Origin of the sequence: Dyella sp. RRB7 (genome assembly GCF_022761115.1) — a bacterium.
In the GTDB taxonomy this organism is placed as follows: Bacteria; Pseudomonadota; Gammaproteobacteria; order Xanthomonadales; family Rhodanobacteraceae; genus Dyella.
The window spans coordinates 761,430-777,601 of the sequence record NZ_JAKWJS010000001.1 but is presented as its reverse complement, the minus strand read 5'-3'; the positions used below and the strand labels follow the sequence as shown (position 1 = coordinate 777,601).

Annotated in this window: 13 protein-coding genes; 8 read left to right on the top strand and 5 right to left on the bottom strand. The window is 66.8% G+C overall.

Going from position 1 to position 16,172, the window contains the following annotated elements:
- Positions 1 to 15: 15 nt before the first annotated feature.
- Both MJ606_RS03595 and dinB read right to left on the bottom strand, forming a co-directional pair.
- Positions 16 to 2,922 carry a TonB-dependent receptor gene (locus tag MJ606_RS03595; RefSeq protein WP_243048028.1) on the bottom strand — a complete coding sequence of 969 codons (2,907 nt, stop codon included), beginning with the start codon at positions 2,920 to 2,922 and terminating at the stop codon, positions 16 to 18.
- Positions 2,923 to 3,083: 161 nt separating this feature from the next.
- Entirely contained in the window at positions 3,084 to 4,196 is a 1,113-nt protein-coding gene (gene dinB, locus MJ606_RS03590; RefSeq protein WP_243048027.1) for a DNA polymerase IV, read from the bottom strand.
- A 149-nt stretch (positions 4,197 to 4,345) separates the two neighbouring features.
- On the opposite strand from dinB, the gene MJ606_RS03585 reads away from it, so the two are divergent.
- Entirely contained in the window at positions 4,346 to 5,674 is a 1,329-nt protein-coding gene (locus MJ606_RS03585) for an amino acid permease (protein ID WP_243048026.1), read from the top strand.
- An 88-nt stretch (positions 5,675 to 5,762) separates the two neighbouring features.
- Positions 5,763 to 7,946, top strand: coding sequence for a beta-agarase (locus MJ606_RS03580; RefSeq protein WP_243048025.1), 2,184 nt, complete (start codon positions 5,763 to 5,765; stop codon positions 7,944 to 7,946).
- A gap of 149 nt (positions 7,947 to 8,095) precedes the next feature.
- Here the strand turns inward: MJ606_RS03580 and MJ606_RS03575 are convergent, their stop codons facing one another.
- Genes MJ606_RS03575 through MJ606_RS03565 form a run of 3 tightly spaced genes read right to left on the bottom strand, consistent with a single transcriptional unit; the run spans position 8,096 to position 9,892 of the window.
- Positions 8,096 to 8,506, bottom strand: a complete 411-nt coding sequence (locus MJ606_RS03575; protein ID WP_243048024.1) for a hypothetical protein — start codon at positions 8,504 to 8,506, stop codon at positions 8,096 to 8,098.
- 31 nt (positions 8,507 to 8,537) lie between these two features.
- The gene (locus MJ606_RS03570; protein WP_243048023.1) at positions 8,538 to 8,996 is read right to left on the bottom strand and encodes a DUF962 domain-containing protein; all 459 of its coding nucleotides are present in this window, start codon (positions 8,994 to 8,996) and stop codon (positions 8,538 to 8,540) included.
- A complete protein-coding gene (locus MJ606_RS03565) occupies positions 8,996 to 9,892 on the bottom strand; it encodes a phosphoribosylaminoimidazolesuccinocarboxamide synthase (protein ID WP_243048022.1) in 897 nt (298 codons plus the stop codon). The genes MJ606_RS03570 and MJ606_RS03565 overlap by 1 nt, the downstream gene beginning before the upstream one ends.
- A gap of 200 nt (positions 9,893 to 10,092) precedes the next feature.
- Here MJ606_RS03565 and MJ606_RS03560 point away from each other — a divergent pair, with 200 nt between their 5' ends.
- The 6 genes from MJ606_RS03560 to MJ606_RS03535 all read left to right on the top strand — a co-directional run bounded on the left by MJ606_RS03560 (position 10,093) and on the right by MJ606_RS03535 (position 16,169).
- Positions 10,093 to 10,419: a c-type cytochrome gene (locus MJ606_RS03560; RefSeq protein WP_243048021.1), complete on the top strand. Its 327-nt coding sequence runs from the start codon at positions 10,093 to 10,095 to the stop codon at positions 10,417 to 10,419.
- The gene (gene djlA, locus MJ606_RS03555) at positions 10,416 to 11,228 is read left to right on the top strand and encodes a co-chaperone DjlA (protein WP_243048020.1); all 813 of its coding nucleotides are present in this window, start codon (positions 10,416 to 10,418) and stop codon (positions 11,226 to 11,228) included. The genes MJ606_RS03560 and djlA overlap by 4 nt, the downstream gene beginning before the upstream one ends.
- A gap of 101 nt (positions 11,229 to 11,329) precedes the next feature.
- Positions 11,330 to 12,010 (top strand): ribulose-phosphate 3-epimerase, encoded by a 681-nt coding sequence (gene rpe / locus MJ606_RS03550; protein ID WP_243048019.1) that lies wholly within the window; start codon positions 11,330 to 11,332, stop codon positions 12,008 to 12,010.
- Positions 12,011 to 12,780: 770 nt separating this feature from the next.
- Complete coding sequence (gene pdsR / locus MJ606_RS03545; protein WP_243048018.1) at positions 12,781 to 13,470, top strand: proteobacterial dedicated sortase system response regulator; 690 nt, start codon at positions 12,781 to 12,783, stop codon at positions 13,468 to 13,470.
- Positions 13,470 to 14,069 carry a hypothetical protein gene (locus MJ606_RS03540; protein ID WP_243048017.1) on the top strand — a complete coding sequence of 200 codons (600 nt, stop codon included), beginning with the start codon at positions 13,470 to 13,472 and terminating at the stop codon, positions 14,067 to 14,069. The genes pdsR and MJ606_RS03540 overlap by 1 nt, the downstream gene beginning before the upstream one ends.
- Before the next feature lie 87 nt (positions 14,070 to 14,156).
- Positions 14,157 to 16,169 carry an ATP-binding protein gene (locus MJ606_RS03535; RefSeq protein WP_243048016.1) on the top strand — a complete coding sequence of 671 codons (2,013 nt, stop codon included), beginning with the start codon at positions 14,157 to 14,159 and terminating at the stop codon, positions 16,167 to 16,169.
- Positions 16,170 to 16,172 lie beyond the last annotated feature (3 nt).

The window sequence follows — 16,172 nt, the reverse complement described above, 5'->3', positions numbered from 1 at the left end:
CCTTCGTGCGGTCGATCAGAACTTCACGGTGACGCGGGCCCAGTAGTAGCGGCCCAGGGTGTCGTACGTTGCCGTGTCGACGTTGTAGTTCAGACCGTTCTGGTACACCAGCGGCGGGATCTTGTCGCTCAGGTTGTCGACGCCGATATCGAGGCGGGTGTGGTACTTCGGAACCTCATAACCGGCCTGGATCGAGTGATAGGCCACGCCGCCCATCGGGGTGGACACGGACGCACCGGTATCGGCGTAGGCGGTCAGGTTGGACAGGTGGTTGATATAGCGCGTCTGCCACTGGGCGCTCCAGTTGCCCAGGTTCCAGTTAAGCGTCCAGGTTCCGCGCCAGCGGCTGATGTTGCCGAACTGCTGGGTGTAGGTGCCCGCATAGTTGACGGTCGTCGCGCCCGGCTGGCCTGGCGTGGCGTCGTTCTTGTACGTATCGATGTACGTGGTGTTCAACGACGTCTTGAAGTGGCCCGGATCCACACCGCCGATATCGAAGTGCGGAATCACGTAGTTCAGCGTGAAGTCGACGCCGCTGGTGCTCAGGTTGCCCAAATTGACGACCGGCGTGTTGACGTAGTTGATGCCACCGGCCAGCGAGCTGCTGCTGTTGTAGCGGTTGATGTACGAGCAGTATGGGCTGCTGTCGTTGGCGTAGCACGAGTTGAGCACGGTCTGGGCCTGGATGGCCGTCAACAGGTTGCTCAAGGTGACACGCCACAGGTCGACCGTGGTCGACGCGCCCTCCAGCCAGCCCGGCGAATAGACCAGGCCGAAGTCGAACGAGTTGCCGTGTTCGGGCTTCAGGCTGGCGCCGGCGGGTGCCGCGCCCGAGTAGTAGGCGGTGATCTGCTGCGACAGGTTGTTGTTGGTGCCCGGCAGCACGTACTGACATGCATTCGGATGGGCGGCCAGCGTGGCGGCGGGCAGGTTGACGCAGGGATCGTTGATGGTCGGGTTGGCGATGGTGCGGCCGTCGTACAGCTCGTCGAGGTCGGGCGCGCGGAACACCTGCGATACCGTGCCGCGTATCAGCAGGTCGGCGATGGGGCGGTATTCGATGGCGAACTTGCCATTGGTGGTGGTGCCCGTGGTGCTGTAGTTGGAGCTGCGCACACCCAGGTCGATGTTCAGCGCGTAGGCCCAGGGCTGTTCGGAAAGCAGCGGAATCAGCGTCTCGGCGTACAGTTCCTTCACGTTGATGCTGCCGCTGGCCGGCGAGCCGCAGGCTTCCTGCAGCACCGTACACGTGCCGGTGGTCGGATCCAGGATCGCGTCGGCGGTGACGTCGTAGTTCATCGTGTTCTTGCGGTAGAGCGCGCCCGCAGACAGCTGCACCGCGCCCGCCGGCAGATCCCACAGCTCACCCGAAGCGTTGGCCTGCGCCTGCTTCATGGTGTTGGTCATGGTGTAGATGGGATTATCCACGCCCTTTCGTAGCAGGGCGCTCACCGCCGGATCGGCCTGGTCGAAGATATTGGCGCCGGCGTTGATGGCGGCCTGGAAGTCGGGGATGTTGACTTCGTTGTAGTCGGTCTGCACGCGATGCGAGTGACCGTAGTCGATGCTGGCATCCCAGATCCACGTGCTCTGGCCGAAGTTGCCGCGCAGGCCCGTATTGATCTGCTCGTTGGTGGTGGTGTAGGTATGCAGGCGATTGCCCAGGCCGGTCAGGCGCGTGCTGAAGAAATTGCCGCCGTTGTTCGGGTTGCCGAAGGTGACGCCGAACGGGTTGATCGGATTGTTGGCCGCTACGGTCCAGCCATCGCTCACGCTGGTCGGCGCCGGGGCATCCTGGCCCGACGAGTTGGTATGGTTGTAGAAGGCGTCGGCGAAGAACGTGACGTAGTCGTTGAACTTGTAGTTGCCCAGCACGAACACGTTGGTGCGTTCGCTCTGGGTCTGGATGTAGTTGTAGGCGTTGTAGTTGTAGACGTCGCTGGCGCCGTTGAAGCAGCGGTAGTTGTTGAGGCTGCTGCCGTTGCCGTTGGCCAGGGTGAGGTTGGCGACGCCGCTGCTATCTGCGCAGCTGGCGAGCGGTGAGCCGGCCGGCAGGTTGCCCGCAGGTACCTGCAGGCGCCCGCTCGGAATGGTGTGCGAGCCCGAAATCTGCGGGCCGGAACTGTACAGCGACAGCTGGTACGCGGAGAAACTCCGGCGCGTGGCGAGTACCGGGTCCTGCTTGTTGTAGTCGATGCCGGCGACGATGTTGCCCTGGTCGCCGCTGGCGCCCACGGTGAACTGCGCGCCGTGGCGCTGGCCGTCGCCGTGGCTGGAGATGCCGTCGTTGGCGGTGAGTTCGGCGCCGGTATAGTCCTTGCGCAGGATGAAGTTGACCACGCCGCCGATGGCGTCCGAGCCGTACACCGTCGAGGCGCCTTCGGCCAGCACATCGACGCGCTCGATCATGTTCTGCGGAATCATGTTGAGGTCGGCGTTGGCCAGGCGTTGGCCGTCCACCAGCACCAGGGTGCGGCTGGTGCCGAGACCGCGCAGCGAGACGCGTGCCGCGCCGTCGCCACCTTCCAGCGTGGGGCTGGCTACGCCGCCGCCGTTGCTGTTGTTCTGGGTGTTGGTGGCGTTGCCCGCGATGCTGGGCAGCTGTTGCAGCACGTTGCCCAGGGTGGGACTGCCGTTGTTGGTGATCGCGCTGCGGTCCAGCGTGACGACCGGGCTGGCGGTTTCCGCATCCACGCGGCGAATCAGCGAACCGGTGACCGTCACGGCGGTCAACGTCTTGGCGTTGCCCTGCTTGGGCTGCTCGGTAGTGGGCTGGCTCTGTGTCTGGGCCTGAGGGCCGGACGTCGTCGAGGGATCCTTCCCACTTGCATCCTGGGCTTGCGCCACTGCCGCCGTCGATGCGATGCCGACGGAGAGGGCCAAACGTACCGCTATGGATAGGCGATTGTAGTTGGACTGCATGGTGTCTCCCCAATTGATTGGCAAAGGGACCCCGCTATAGGCGCCTAGACGTCTATAGGGAGGGGTGTTGCCGTGTTTTCCCCGACCCAAATGTTTCAGGAAATCGCGGGCGAGTAAAGGCCCATTTAACAAATCTTTTGGTACGCAGCGTGCCAGTTCATTCAATCGAAGGATCGTGCGCCGAAAAGATCGCTCTGCGCGGCGAAGCTGTCGGCGTCCACAAAACCGGCCAAACCCACGCCTACCAAGCGATAGCGGCTGTCGGCGGGCCTTTCCACACGGTCCCGCAGGGCGCATGCGATGTGCGCCAGTTCGAGCGCGGATTCCGGTCGGGAGGGAGGGGTGAAACTACGCGTGAGCGTGTGAAAGTCCGACGTTTTCAGCTTCAATACCACCGTACGGGCCACCCGGGCGGCGATTCCTTGCGCCTCGCGCTGGTGTGCGGCCCAGGCTTTTTCGGCAAGGCGATGGATAGAGGGCGCAAGTTCCTGCAGGGTCAGGTCGTGCTCGAACGTGTCCTCGGCAGACACCTGCAGGGTGGGCCGATCCGGCTGCACCGGATGGTCGTCGATGCCCAGTGAGAGCTCGTGCAGGCGCCGGCCCCAGCGACCGAATGAGCGTTCAAGCTCGTGCGCGGCAACGCGGCGAAGGTCGCCTACGGTGCGCAGGCCAAGCTCGGCCAGCCTGGCTTCCATCACCTTGCCCACGCCGGGCAGGCGCCCTACCGGAAGCGGTGCGAGAAACGCCTCGACCTGATGCGGCCGGATGACGAACAGCCCATCGGGCTTGCGCCAGTCCGAGGCGATCTTGGCCAGGAACTTGTTGGGTGCCACGCCAGCGGAAGCGGTGAGCTGCGTTTCCTCGCGGATCGCCGCACGAATGGCCTCGGCGGTGGCGGTGGCGGAGGGCAGGCCGGTATGGGTGGTGGTGACGTCGAGGTAGGCCTCGTCCAGCGACAAGGGCTCGATCAGGTCGGTATGCCGCGCGAAGATCTCGCGCACCTGCCGCGATACGGCCTTGTAGCGACCAAAATCCGGCGGCACGAAGATCGCCTGCGGGCACAACCGCTCCGCGCGCACCGCGGGCATCGCCGAGCGCACGCCGAACGTGCGCGCCTCATAGCTGGCCGCGCACACCACCGAGCGCGCGCCGCGCCACGCCACCACCACCGGCTTGCCGCGCAGCGAGGGATCGTCACGCTGCTCCACCGACGCGTAGAACGCATCCATGTCGACGTGGATGATCTTGCGGGGAGTGGCGGGCACTGGAGGCATGGCGGCGGAAGAGGCCATACAGTCAAGCACGAAAACCCCCGGCGCGTGTCGGGTAACCACGTTTACGCGCAGGGTCAGGTCGAAGTGGATGGCTCACTCGCGCTATCGTCCATCCTTCATACCCGCCGCGAAGGATGCCGTGCCGCCCCATGACTGACGAGACCTCTCCCGCGTATCTGCGCCGCCTGGGTACCTGGGATGCCGCTGCCATTGTGATTGGCGGCGTGATTGGCGCCGGCATTTTCCGCAGCGCCTCCACCGTGGCCGAACGCACCTCGTCGGGTGCGCAGCTGTTGACCCTGTGGGCGGTGGGCGGCCTGCTCACGCTGGCGGGGGTGCTCTGTTATGCGGAGCTGGGTGCGCGGCGGCCGCAGGCGGGCGGCGTGTATATCTATCTGCGCGAGGCCTTTGGGCAGCTGCCGGCGTTCCTGTTCGGCTGGACCATGGCGCTGATCAATTACCCGGGCAGCGTGGCGGCGGTGGCCACCACGTTCGCGGATTATTTCTGCGCGGCGCTCGGCATCCCGCTGTCGTGGGTGAAGCCGGTGGCGGCCGGTGCCATCGCTTTCATCGTGGGCGTGAACTTCTTCGGCATCAAGGCCGGCGCGCGCATGCAGAACCTGTTCACCCTGCTCAAGCTCACCGCGATCACCTTGCTGGTGATCGTCGGTGTGGTGCTGGCGCATGGGCAGCTGGGCACGGTGCTGGCGCCGGATACGGCGCATCCGGTGCCGCCGGGGGCGTTCCTGGGGGCGTTGCTGCCGGTGCTGTTCACCTACGGCGGCTTCCATTACCTCAACGACCTGGCCGGCGAAGTGCGCGAGCCGCAGAAAACCCTGCCGCGCGCGCTGGGACTGGGCCTGGGCGGCGTGGTGGTCTGCTATGTGCTGGTCAACTTCGCCTACCTGGCCGGGCTGGGGCATGCGGGGCTGGCCGCCAGCCAGGCGCCCGCCGCGGACCTGATGCGCAAGCTGTTCGGTGAGCATGGCGCCACGCTGATCGCGGTGGGCATCGCCTGTTCCACCTTCGGCTATTGCAGCATCGCCATTGCCGGCGGCGCCCGCGTGCTGCAGACCATGGGCGCGGATGGCATGTTCTTCCGCGCGGTGGGGCGCATCGATGCGCGCTCGCACGCGCCGCAGGTGGCGCTGGCCGTGCTGGGTGCCTGGGCCATCGTGCTGGTGTTGTCGGGGAGTTTTGGCCAGTTGCTGGACTACACCACGGTTGGCGAGTGGCTATCGCATGCGTTCGGCATCGCCACGCTGTTCTGGTACCGGCGCCGTTTCAGGAACGAGCCGTCGCCGTATCGCGTGCCGTTCTATCCGCTGCTGCCGCTGCTGTTCGTGTTCACCGTATTCGGCGTCATCATCGCCACCACCATTCATTCGCCCGGCGATGCCGGCATGAGCCTGCTGTTGATCCTGGTCGGAGTACCGGTGTATTACGCGTGGCGGGCCTGGCAGCGGAGGGCGGCATGAATTTGCGCCGGCATGCCGGCGCCGGGCAGCAAGGTGGCCTTCAGTCGAGACAGGCATACTGCCGCCATTTCCACGTGTCGGGCCGACGATGAAACGGATCGCTCCTCTTGCCCTGTCCTGCCTGCTCGCCCTCGCGGGTTGCCACAAGGCCAGCGACACCGACCGCGCTGACCTCAGCCGGGCCGCCGCGACACCGCCGGCGACCGCCAGCCATGGCACGGCGCCCACCACGCAGACCACGCTCGATCATGTGACGCGCGAGGGCGCGCCGGTCACTGTCGAAGACATGTCGCTGGAGCGCTATGTATTCCAACCGTCGCCGCAACCGCAGCTGGTGGTGGCGCTGAGCCAGGGCGAATGGGACTGGTCCAAGGAAGGTGCGCTGCATGTGGACATGCAGAACGCCATGCCGTGGGCAGTGACGCTGACGGTGGATGTCGACGGCAGCGGGGAAGGGCAGCACCTGCATGCCACCATCCCGGTGCCGGCGGGTCCGCCATCCACGCTGGTAGTGCCCCTGCATGCGACCTCGCCCCGGGCGATGGGCATGCAGGCGGGTCCACCCATGCCTTATATGCAGGGCGGCAAGCGCATCCTGCTGGCGACCACGGTGGAAGGGTCGCTCGATCTCGCCCATGTGAAGGCGGTGCGACTCGGTACGCCCGCGCCGAGCGCGCCGCAGACCCTGCTGTTCGGCAAGCTCAACACGTCGCGTGGCGACCATGACCTGCGTGATGCCTATACCGGCATCGTCGACGCCTGGGGCCAGTACACGCGCGGCCAGTGGCCCGGCAAGGTCGATTCGGATGACGCGCTGCGCGGCGGGCGGCACAAGTTCCAGCAAGGCGCCGCCGCGGCCGCGCCGGTCGCCCGCAAGGGCTTTGACCGCTACGGCGGCCGCACGGACCTGGCGGCATTCAAGTCCACCGGCTGGTTCCGCACCGAGCATCGCGACGGACGCTGGCAGTTGGTGACGCCCGAGGGCCATGCCTTCTTCTCGCTGGGCGTCAACGTGGTCGACGACGACGGCGGCCGCACCTATATCGAAGGCCGCGAATTCATGTTCAAGGACCTGCCGCCCGACAGCGGGCGCTGGGCCCCGTTCTATGGCAGCGCCCCCAAGTCCATCAGCGACCAGGCGGCGTCGAGCGGCATCGGCTATCACCATGGGCGCTGGTTCGACTATTACTCGGCCAACCTGTTCCTGGCCGATGGGCGCCATTGGCGCCAGGCCTGGCGTGCGCGCACCGTCGAGCGGCTGCTGGACTGGGGCTTCAACACGCTGGGCAACTGGAGCGACGAGGCGCTGACGCAGACGCATCACCTGGCCTATACGCGCTCGATCAACATCGCCGGCGTGTTCGGCAATGTCTCCAGCGGCTACGACTACTGGGGCCGCATGCCCGATCCGTTCGATCCGCGCTTCGCCCAGGCCGCCGAGGCCGCCGCCGCACAGGCGAGCAAGGACGTGCGTGACGATCCCTGGATGCTCGGCTACTTCGCCGACAACGAGCTGGCCTGGGCCGGCCAGGGTCCGCAGGGCCGTTGGGGCCTCGCGCAGGGCACGCTGCGCGGCGAGGCGCGCAGTCCGGCCAAGCAGGCCTTCATTGGCGAGCTGAAGAAGAAGTACGCCACGCCGGCGAAGCTCGCGGCAGCCTGGGGCATCACGCTGGACTCGTGGGATGCGTTGAACGCCACCAACTTCGCGGCGCCCAATCCGGATGAGGCCCATCCGGCGATTGCCGACGACTACAGCGCCTGGCTGCGCGAGTATGCCGACCAGTACTTCCGCACCGTGGCGCAGGCGATCCACAAGCACGATCCGCATCACCTGTTCCTCGGCGGCCGCTTTGCGGTGCACACGCCCGAGGCGGTGGCCTCATGCGCGCAGTATTGCGATGTGGTGAGCTTCAACGCCTATGCGGATGTGCCCGAGCACGCCTTTGACGCGGCGGCGTTCGCCAAGCTGGACAAGCCGGCGCTGATCACCGAATTCCACTTCGGTTCCGACGACCGCGGCCCGTTCGGCAAGGGCGTGGTGCCGGTGTGGACCGAGCAGCAGCGCGGCGACGCCTATGCGCGCTATATCGCGGCGGCCGTGGCCGACCCGTCCATCGTGGGCGCGCACTGGTTCCAGTACGTGGACCAGCCGGTCACCGGCCGCCTGCAGGACGGCGAGAACGCACATATCGGCCTGGTGGCGATCACCGACCGGCCGTTTACGCACTTCGTGGACGCGGTGCGCGAGGCGAATCGCAAGACGGGGTATTGATTGATATGGTTCCCTCTCCCCTTCGGGGAGAGGGTAGGGTGAGGGGCCGGTCTAGCGATAAGGCTGCTTCAAGCGAGGTCCCTTGGTGCCTTTACGCAAGCACCTGCCCTCACTTCGATGCCCTCCCCTCCGGAGAAAGAAGGCCAGACCTAGCCCGCCAAACTGGTCGCGATCCCCACGCTCACCGCCATGATCGCCGCCACCGCCATGCACGCGCTGGTGGGGCGGATACGGTGTGCGTCGATGCGCGGAATAAGCCGCCACAGCAGCACCGCGCCGATCACCATATCCACCACCAGCGCACTGCGCAGCAGGGTGGAATTGAGCAGCGGCGCAAACGGTGGCCGCAGGTGCCCTTCATGCATGGCCACGCCGGTGATGATCAGCAGGCTGACCAGGCTCCATACCAGGCAGGCCAGGTAGGTGCGGTTGAACACTACCGGGCAGCGCTCGATCCAGCGCAGCACCGACCACGCGATGATGGCGAAGAACAATGCGCCGATGCTGCTGTAGAGCACCCACCAGAGCAGCGTGCTGAGCAGGGTAAGCAGGGTGGTCATGCGGGATCCTCGGAATGACGATCGGCGGGCGTCAGATACCGGCGCGGCGCAGCAGCTTGTCCATCAGCCATGCCGGGCCGACCAGCAGGTAGGCCAGGTCAGTGAGAAAGCTCGGGCGCCGGCCTTCGATGGCGTGGCCGATGAACTGGCCGATCCACGCCACCACGAACACGCCGGCGGCCAACACGCGCAGTAATGTCGGCCCGAGCTGGCGGTAGAGCAGTTCGGTGAGCAGCGCCAGCGCCGCCATGGCTAGCAACAGCGCCGCGCCGAGGCGATGCGAATGTTTCCAGTACCAGGCAAAAGCCAGCACCAGCATGCCGACGGCCCAGAACCCTTGCCGGCCCAGCAATGGCGGTACCGGGACCGTCCACACCAGCGCGATCACGCACCACACGATCAGCGGCACGCAGATCCAGTGCAGGATGCGATTGGTCGGGTGCTGGTGATCGGCGCTGTAGCTATCCAGCCAACGCTGCATGTCGCCCATCAGTCGAGTGTGATGCCGGCCAGGCGCTGCAGCGCCTCGGCGTACTTGGCCGAGGTACCGGCGATGACATTCGCGGGCACGTGCGGGCCCGGCGCCTGCTTGTTCCAGTCCAGCGTTTCCAGGTAGTCGCGCACGAACTGCTTGTCGTAGCTCGGCGGGCTGATGCCCACCTGGTACGAGGCGGCCGGCCAGAAACGCGAGGAGTCGGGCGTGAGCATTTCATCCATCACGTAGAGCTTGCCGTTTTCGTCCGTGCCGAACTCGAACTTGGTATCGGCAATGATGATGCCGCGCTCGGCGGCATAGGCGGCGGCCCACTTATAGATGGACAACGTGGCCGCGCGTACCTGCTCGGCCAGGTCGGCGCCCACGGCGGCCACCACGGCGTCGAAGCTCACGTTCTCGTCGTGGTCGCCCACGGCGGCCTTGGTCGACGGGGTGAAGATGGGTTCGGGCAACTGCTGGGCCTGCTGCAGCCCGGCGGGCAGCTTGATGCCGCACAGCGAGCCGGTGGCCTGGTAGTCCTTCCAGCCGGAGCCGATGAGGTAGCCGCGCGCAATCGCCTCCACCGGCACCGGCTTCAGGCGGCGGGTCACCACGGCGCGCTTCTCATACAGCTTCAGGTCGGTGCCGGCGGGCAGCACATCGCTCAGCGGTGTGTGCAGCAGGTGGTTGGGCACCAGGTGCTCGGTCTTGCCGAACCAGAAATTGGAGATCTGCGTGAGCATCTCGCCCTTGCCTGGAATCGGGTCGGGCAGCACCACGTCGAAGGCCGACAGGCGGTCGCTGGCGACGATCAGCAGGCGGTTTTCCGGCAGGGCATACACGTCACGCACTTTGCCGCGATGGATCAGCTCCAGGCCGGGCAGGTTCGATTGCAGCAGGGTGGTGGGCACGTTCGTTCGCTCCTGGATGGCCGGCCTGGGGTGTCCAGAACGGCAGGCATGCATACCGGCGCTCAAGCCGCACCGGCGATCAAGCCGCGCATTGTAGCGGGTGGCGCCTGTGCGGGAGGTGTGGCCGCGGCGTGTCGCCATCGGGCCGGCGCCTCGCCGGCTGCTAGAATCGGCGCTTTTTGAGCCCCGGGTTTATCCCCATGGTCCAGCTGTCCCGCATCGTTCTCGCCAGTACGCTGGCCGTGGCCGCCATCGGCCCGGCCCCGGCGGCGGCGCCGGCCAGGCCGGCGCGGCTGGGCCTGTGCGCGGCCTGCCATGGCGAAACCGGCATGGCCCAGATTCCCGGTGCGCCCAACCTGGCCGGCCAGCAGCTTGACTACCTGCGCCAGGCCCTCCAGCAATACCGCGACGGCCGCCGCAACGTGCCGCTGATGCGGGCCGCGATCGGCCCGGTGAGCGACGCCGATCTCGATGAACTGGCACGCTGGTACAGCGCGCAGACACCACTCCAACAAGGCAAGCCATGACCTTCACCTGGACCCTCTGGTTCGCCCTGTTCGGCCTGATCTTCGGCCACGGCCTGCCCGGCGCCGTGGTGGGCGGCATCACCGGTTTCATCATCGACAGCCTGCGCCAGGGCCAGCGTCGGCGCGTCACGCCCCAGGCCGGCGGCTATATCAGCCCGCTGTTCGCCTTGCTGGGCGCGGTGGCCAAGTCCGATGGCCGCGTGTCGGAGGCGGAGATCGCGGTGGCCGAGCGCCTGATGCAGCGCATGGGCCTGGAACACGAGCAGCGCAAGCTGGCCATCACCGCCTTCAATGCTGGCAAGCAGCCGGAGTTCGACGTCACCCCGGCCATCGAGGAGCTGCGCCGCTGGGTGGGCCTGCGCCGCGACCATGCCTTCCCCGTGCTCGACGTGGTGATCGAAACCGTGCTGGCCGAGGGCAACCCGCCGCCGGAGAAGATGGCGATCCTGCGCCAGCTGGCGTTCGCGCTGCGTGTGAGCGACATGGAGCTGATGGCGCTGATGGCCATGAAGGGTTATGCCTGGAACGCCACCGGCGGCTCGCGCGGCCATGGCGGCTACGGCTATGGCAACGGCGGTTATGTGCCGCCCCAGCGCAATACCCAGGGCCCCGACCCCTATACCGTGCTGGGCATCTCGCGCAGCGCGGACGACCGGGCGATCAAGCGCGCCTATCGCAAGCTCATCTCCGAACACCATCCGGACCGCCTCGGCGACCTGCCCGAAGCCATGCGCAAGCAGGCTGAGGCGCGCGCCAGCGAGATCAACGCGGCCTACGAGCGGATCAAGGCCGAGCGCGGCTTCAAATAGACTTTGCGGTGATTTGTAGGAGCGCACCCTGTGCGCGACCGCAGCCACCATCCAACCCCTCAGGTCGCGCACCTTATGGCGCTCGCCCAGGAAACCGAATCATGAGCAAGCAATCGAACGTCATCGCCCCGTCGATCCTCTCCGCCGATTTCGCCCGGCTGGGCGAGGACACCGCCACGGCGCTGGCCGCCGGGGCGGACTGGGTGCATTTCGACGTGATGGACAACCATTACGTGCCCAATCTCACCATGGGCCCGATGGTGCTCAAGGCGTTGCGCGATTACGGCATCACCGCGCCGATCGACGTGCACCTGATGGTCAAGCCGGTGGATCGCATCGTGCCGGACTTCGCCAAGGCCGGCGCCAGCGTGATCAGCTTCCACCCGGAGGCGAGCGAGCATGTGGATCGCACCATCGGCCTGATCAAGGATTCCGGTTGCCAGGTCGGCCTGGTGTTCAACCCGGCCACCTCGCTGAGCTGGCTGGACTACGTGATGGACAAGCTCGACCTGATCCTGCTGATGTCGGTCAATCCGGGCTTTGGCGGGCAGAAGTTCATCCCCTCGGCGCTGGACAAGCTGCGTGAAGTGCGTCGCCGCATCGATGAAAGTGGGCGCGCCATCCGGCTGGAGATCGACGGCGGTGTCACGGCAGCCAATATCGGCGAGATCGCCGCTGCGGGGGCCGATACCTTCGTGGCCGGCTCGGCCATCTTCAACGCGCCCGATTACCGGGCCGTGATCGAGGCGATGCGCCAGAACCTGGCCGCCGTGGGCGCCTGATACGGCGCGGATACCGAGGCCGGATAGAAAAATCCCGGCGCAATCCGCGCCGGGAGAAATTCGTCGGAACGACGTGTGAGGAGAGCACCGGCAGCCTCGAATCCACGGCAAGCATTCGCGACCACCGGGTACTAGGACCGGCCTTTGTCGATTTGGTTCCCCGTTCGAGCGATCCCCCGGGGCGGCACGCAAGTTCAATCAGGCGCGCCAAAAAAATCCCCGCCGTAGCGGGGAAGGAACGTGCCCACAGGGTTGGACGAGAAACTTACAGCGGCTGCCGATCCGGGCTGGCTTCATCAGCCCCGGTGGCTGGCGCGCATCCGTGCGCACCAGCCACCTCCATGCCTTCCACGGCGGGTGACCGGAAACGATCGTTCAGCACGGTATCGCCAGGCATGAGAAACCGGCTCAGTGCAAGCTCATGACCAGGCCGAGCACCAGCGCGCCCAGCGCAAGCACCACCCGCAGCGGCTCAAAGCTATGCAGCTCGGCATTGGGATCGACGGGTGGTTGGCCGGTGGGACGCATGGGTGACTCCTTCGGTAGACGGGTGCCATTCGGCCAGCCGGGGCGGCGCCCCCCGAGACCCGAAAATGGCAAAACGCGGGCAAGATCGGGCGTTGGCCTGACAGGCAAGATCGCCGGGCCGGCCGCCAAGCTGTGGCGCCACGCCGGCCGCAAAGGGCGAAACGCGGGCAACGCGCGGCCATGGCTTGCGCACGGGCGGCCCACGCTTCACGCTGCGCGCCATTGCCAAAACGGAGTAAGCCATGGGCCGCAGTATCGCCATCGTCGAGGACGAGCCGTTGATCCGCGCCAACTATGTCGAGGCGCTGACCCGCTTCGGCTACGAGACGCGCGGCTACGGCTCGCGGCAGGAGGCCTCCAGCGCATTCGCCATGCGGCTGCCGGAGCTGGTCATCATCGACATCGGCCTGGGCGACGAGCCCGAAGGCGGCTTTGACCTGTGCCGCGAGCTGCGCGCCAAGTCGGCCACGCTGCCGATCATCTTCCTCACCGCGCGTGATTCGGATTTCGACGTGATCTCCGGCCTGCGCCTGGGCGCGGACGACTACCTCAGCAAGGACACCAGCCTGCACCAGCTGGCGGCGCGCATTGCGGCGCTGTTCCGCCGCATCGAGTCGCTGAAGGTGCCCGCCAGCAACGAGACGGTGATCGAGCACGGTCCGCTCAAGCTCGAATCCGAGCGCATGCGCATCAGCTGGAACGGCGAGGAGATTCCGCTCACCGTGACCGAGTTCTGGATGGTGCATACGCTGGTGCGCTTCCCCGGCCACGTGAAGAATCGCGACCAGCTGATGCGCGAGGCCGAACTGGTGGTGGACGACGCCACCATCACCTCGCACATCAAGCGCATCCGCAAAAAATTCATCGCCGTGGCGCCGGAGTTCGACGCCATCGAGACGGTGCATGGCGTGGGTTACCGATGGAAACCGTAGTGAAATATCTGGCCGCTCTTTGCTTGCTGTTGCTGGCGCTTGGCGTGCATGCCGGGGAAGACAGCCAGGGGCGCGGCGTGATGGTTTACGGCAAGGCGGACCGCGAGGTTCCCGGCTGGGCGATCCTCACCGATTTGCCGGATGGCTGGACCCAGGACTGCTGCGTGTATGCCAAGGCCATCGGCGTGAACCTGGTGCTGTACAAGGGCGAGTGGACCGGTGAACCCGAGCGCGTGATGGTGCTCAACGTTTGGCCGTCCAAACTGTCGTCGCTGGAAGCCGAAGTGCAGGACGATCGCCATCATTACCTCGATCGCGATCCCGCCGGGAAGGCCGCCGAGTTTGTGCTCGACAACAAGGCCATGACCTGTCGCGGCGTGCAGTACGAAGGTTCCGACCACAAGGACGATGTCGTCGCGTTTTGCGATCCCGGCCTGGCCACGGGCATCCGCCTGAGCTGGTCCATGACGCTTGCCCACGATGATCCGCAGAAGGCGAGTCTGCTGGCCCGGTTCCGTCACGTGGTCGAGCAGTCGACATATATGAAATACGAGGACAAGACGAAGGGGCAGGGCGGCGCCGTCAAGGCGAAGCGCTAGTTCTTTTGGACATCCGGTGTTTCTGCTCGCCGTCGCGGTCTTGACCGGGGCAACGACTTTTCCGCCCGCGCCCTATATCGTCCCGCCATGACCCTGCGCCGCAAACTGCTGCTTGTCGCCCTGTGCACGCTGGCCCTGCCGGTGGCAGGGTGGTTGTACGTGAGGCAGATGGAAACTCTGCTGCGCGAGGGCCAGGCCCAGGCGCTCACCGCATCGGCGCGCGCCATGGCGCGCAGCCTGGTGGTCACCGATGCGCCGCTGCCGCCGGCGGGGCCGGTGTGGTATGTGCAGGAGGCTGCCAACCCCATCACCATCGACGGTTACGGCGACGACTGGGCCCCGCTCACGCCCTGGAGCCAGGCGCTGGACAAGCGCGGCAAACTGTTGCTGGCCGAGGATGCCGACTGGCTCTACCTGTATGTCGATGTGCGCAGCCCCCAGCGCACGCGCGCCGATGCTGGCGATCCCAATGCGCTCAATGCCGATCATCTGGTGTTGAGCCTGGGCAAGGGCGCGCAGTTGCGCCGCTACCTGCTGGCCAGCGCGGCGCCCGGCCCGGTCGCCGCGCGGCCGCTGGATCCACCGGTCGACGGCCTGCCCACGCAGATCAACGCGCAGTGGCAGGAGGACGGCAGCAGCTATCACGTGGAGCTCCGCCTGCCGCGCAGCCTGGGGCTGGACGCGCTCGGGCTGGCCATCTATGACCCGGCCACCGGGGGCGATCCACAGGCAGTGCAGAGCCGTCCGCTGGTGACGTATTCGCCGGTGCTCTCCAAGGAGCTGGAGCAGCTCGCGCTCGATGGCGTGCAGGCCCGCGTGCTGGCGCCACAGGGCTGGCTGCTGGCGCGCACCGGACATCTCGTCACGCCCGCCGCCGCATCGGCCGACCAGCCCGGTTGGTTCGCCGCCCAGGTATATCGCTCGCTGCTGGCCGACCAGGTGGGCGATGCCGAACCGTGGATGCAGGACGTGCCGCGCCTGGACGTGGCTGAAGTGCGCGAGGCCGCCGACGGCAAGCCCGCCACGCTGTGGCGGCAGGGCGAGGCGCGCGGCAGCGTGGTGCTGGCCGCCGCCGTGCCGATCGAGCGGGACGGGCAGGTTCATGGCGTACTGCTGCTGGAACAGGCCAGCCGCGCGGTGCCGTTGCTGGCCAATCGCGCGCTGCTGGGCTTGCTGCTCACCAGTTTCGGCGTGCTGCTGGTGGCGGGGGCGATCCTGCTGATCTTCGCCACGCGGCTGAGTCTTCGCCTGGGCCGCCTGCGCGACGCGGCCGAGCGCGCGCAGTTGAACGATGGACGCCTGGACGGCCCGTTCCCGATGACCAGTGCGGATGATGAGATCGGTGACCTCGCACGCAGCTTCGAGCGGCTGTTCGAGGTGGTGGGCGGCTACACCGACTACCTGCGCACGCTGGCCTCCAAGTTGTCGCACGAGTTGAACACGCCGCTGGCGATCGTGAAGTCCTCGCTGGACAACCTCGAACATGCCCTGCAGGCGCAGCACGCCATGCCGCCCGATGCGCAGCCTTACCTGCTGCGCGCGCGCGACGGCGTGGCGCGCCTGGGCGCACTGGTGCGCGCCATGAGCGAGGCCAGCCGCATGGAGCGCGCCATCGCCGCTGCCGAGCCCGAAGACGTGGACCTGGTGGAAGTGGTGCGCGGCTGTACCGAGGCCTATCGCCCGCTGGCCGGCACGCGCCGGCTGGAGAGCGTGCTGCCACCGTCGCCGCTCTACCTGCATTGCGCGCCGGAACTGATCGCGCAGGCGCTGGACAAGCTGTTCGACAACGCACTGTCGTTTACGCCCGATGGCGGCTGGCTGCGCCTGACCCTGCGCGCCGTGGGCGATGGCGCCGAGATTGAACTGGCCAACCAGGGCCAGCCGTTGCCGGCGGCCATGCAGGGACGGTTGTTCGATTCGCTGGTGAGCCTGCGCGACAAGGCCACGCCGGGCGACGCGCCGCACCTGGGCCTGGGGCTCTACGTGGTGCGCTTGGTGGCCGAGCGCCATGGCGGCGTGGCCATGGCGCGCAATCTTGAGGATGGCAGCGGCGTGGCGTTCACGCTGCAACTGCACGGCATGCCGCGACAGCGCCTGTGACCG

What these genes read in the sequence shown, in the direction of transcription:
- MJ606_RS03575 (WP_243048024.1), bottom strand. Translation starts at nt 8,506, where the DNA reads ATGACCACCCTGCTTACCCTGCTCAGCACGCTGCTCTGGTGGGTGCTC.
- MJ606_RS03570 (WP_243048023.1), bottom strand. Translation starts at nt 8,996, where the DNA reads ATGGGCGACATGCAGCGTTGGCTGGATAGCTACAGCGCCGATCACCAG.
- MJ606_RS03560 (WP_243048021.1), top strand. Translation starts at nt 10,093, where the DNA reads ATGGTCCAGCTGTCCCGCATCGTTCTCGCCAGTACGCTGGCCGTGGCC.
- pdsR (WP_243048018.1), top strand. Translation starts at nt 12,781, where the DNA reads ATGGGCCGCAGTATCGCCATCGTCGAGGACGAGCCGTTGATCCGCGCC.
- MJ606_RS03580 (WP_243048025.1), top strand. Translation starts at nt 5,763, where the DNA reads ATGAAACGGATCGCTCCTCTTGCCCTGTCCTGCCTGCTCGCCCTCGCG.
- MJ606_RS03595 (WP_243048028.1), bottom strand. Translation starts at nt 2,922, where the DNA reads ATGCAGTCCAACTACAATCGCCTATCCATAGCGGTACGTTTGGCCCTC.
- djlA (WP_243048020.1), top strand. Translation starts at nt 10,416, where the DNA reads ATGACCTTCACCTGGACCCTCTGGTTCGCCCTGTTCGGCCTGATCTTC.
- MJ606_RS03585 (WP_243048026.1), top strand. Translation starts at nt 4,346, where the DNA reads ATGACTGACGAGACCTCTCCCGCGTATCTGCGCCGCCTGGGTACCTGG.
- rpe (WP_243048019.1), top strand. Translation starts at nt 11,330, where the DNA reads ATGAGCAAGCAATCGAACGTCATCGCCCCGTCGATCCTCTCCGCCGAT.
- MJ606_RS03535 (WP_243048016.1), top strand. Translation starts at nt 14,157, where the DNA reads ATGACCCTGCGCCGCAAACTGCTGCTTGTCGCCCTGTGCACGCTGGCC.
- dinB (WP_243048027.1), bottom strand. Translation starts at nt 4,196, where the DNA reads ATGCCTCCAGTGCCCGCCACTCCCCGCAAGATCATCCACGTCGACATG.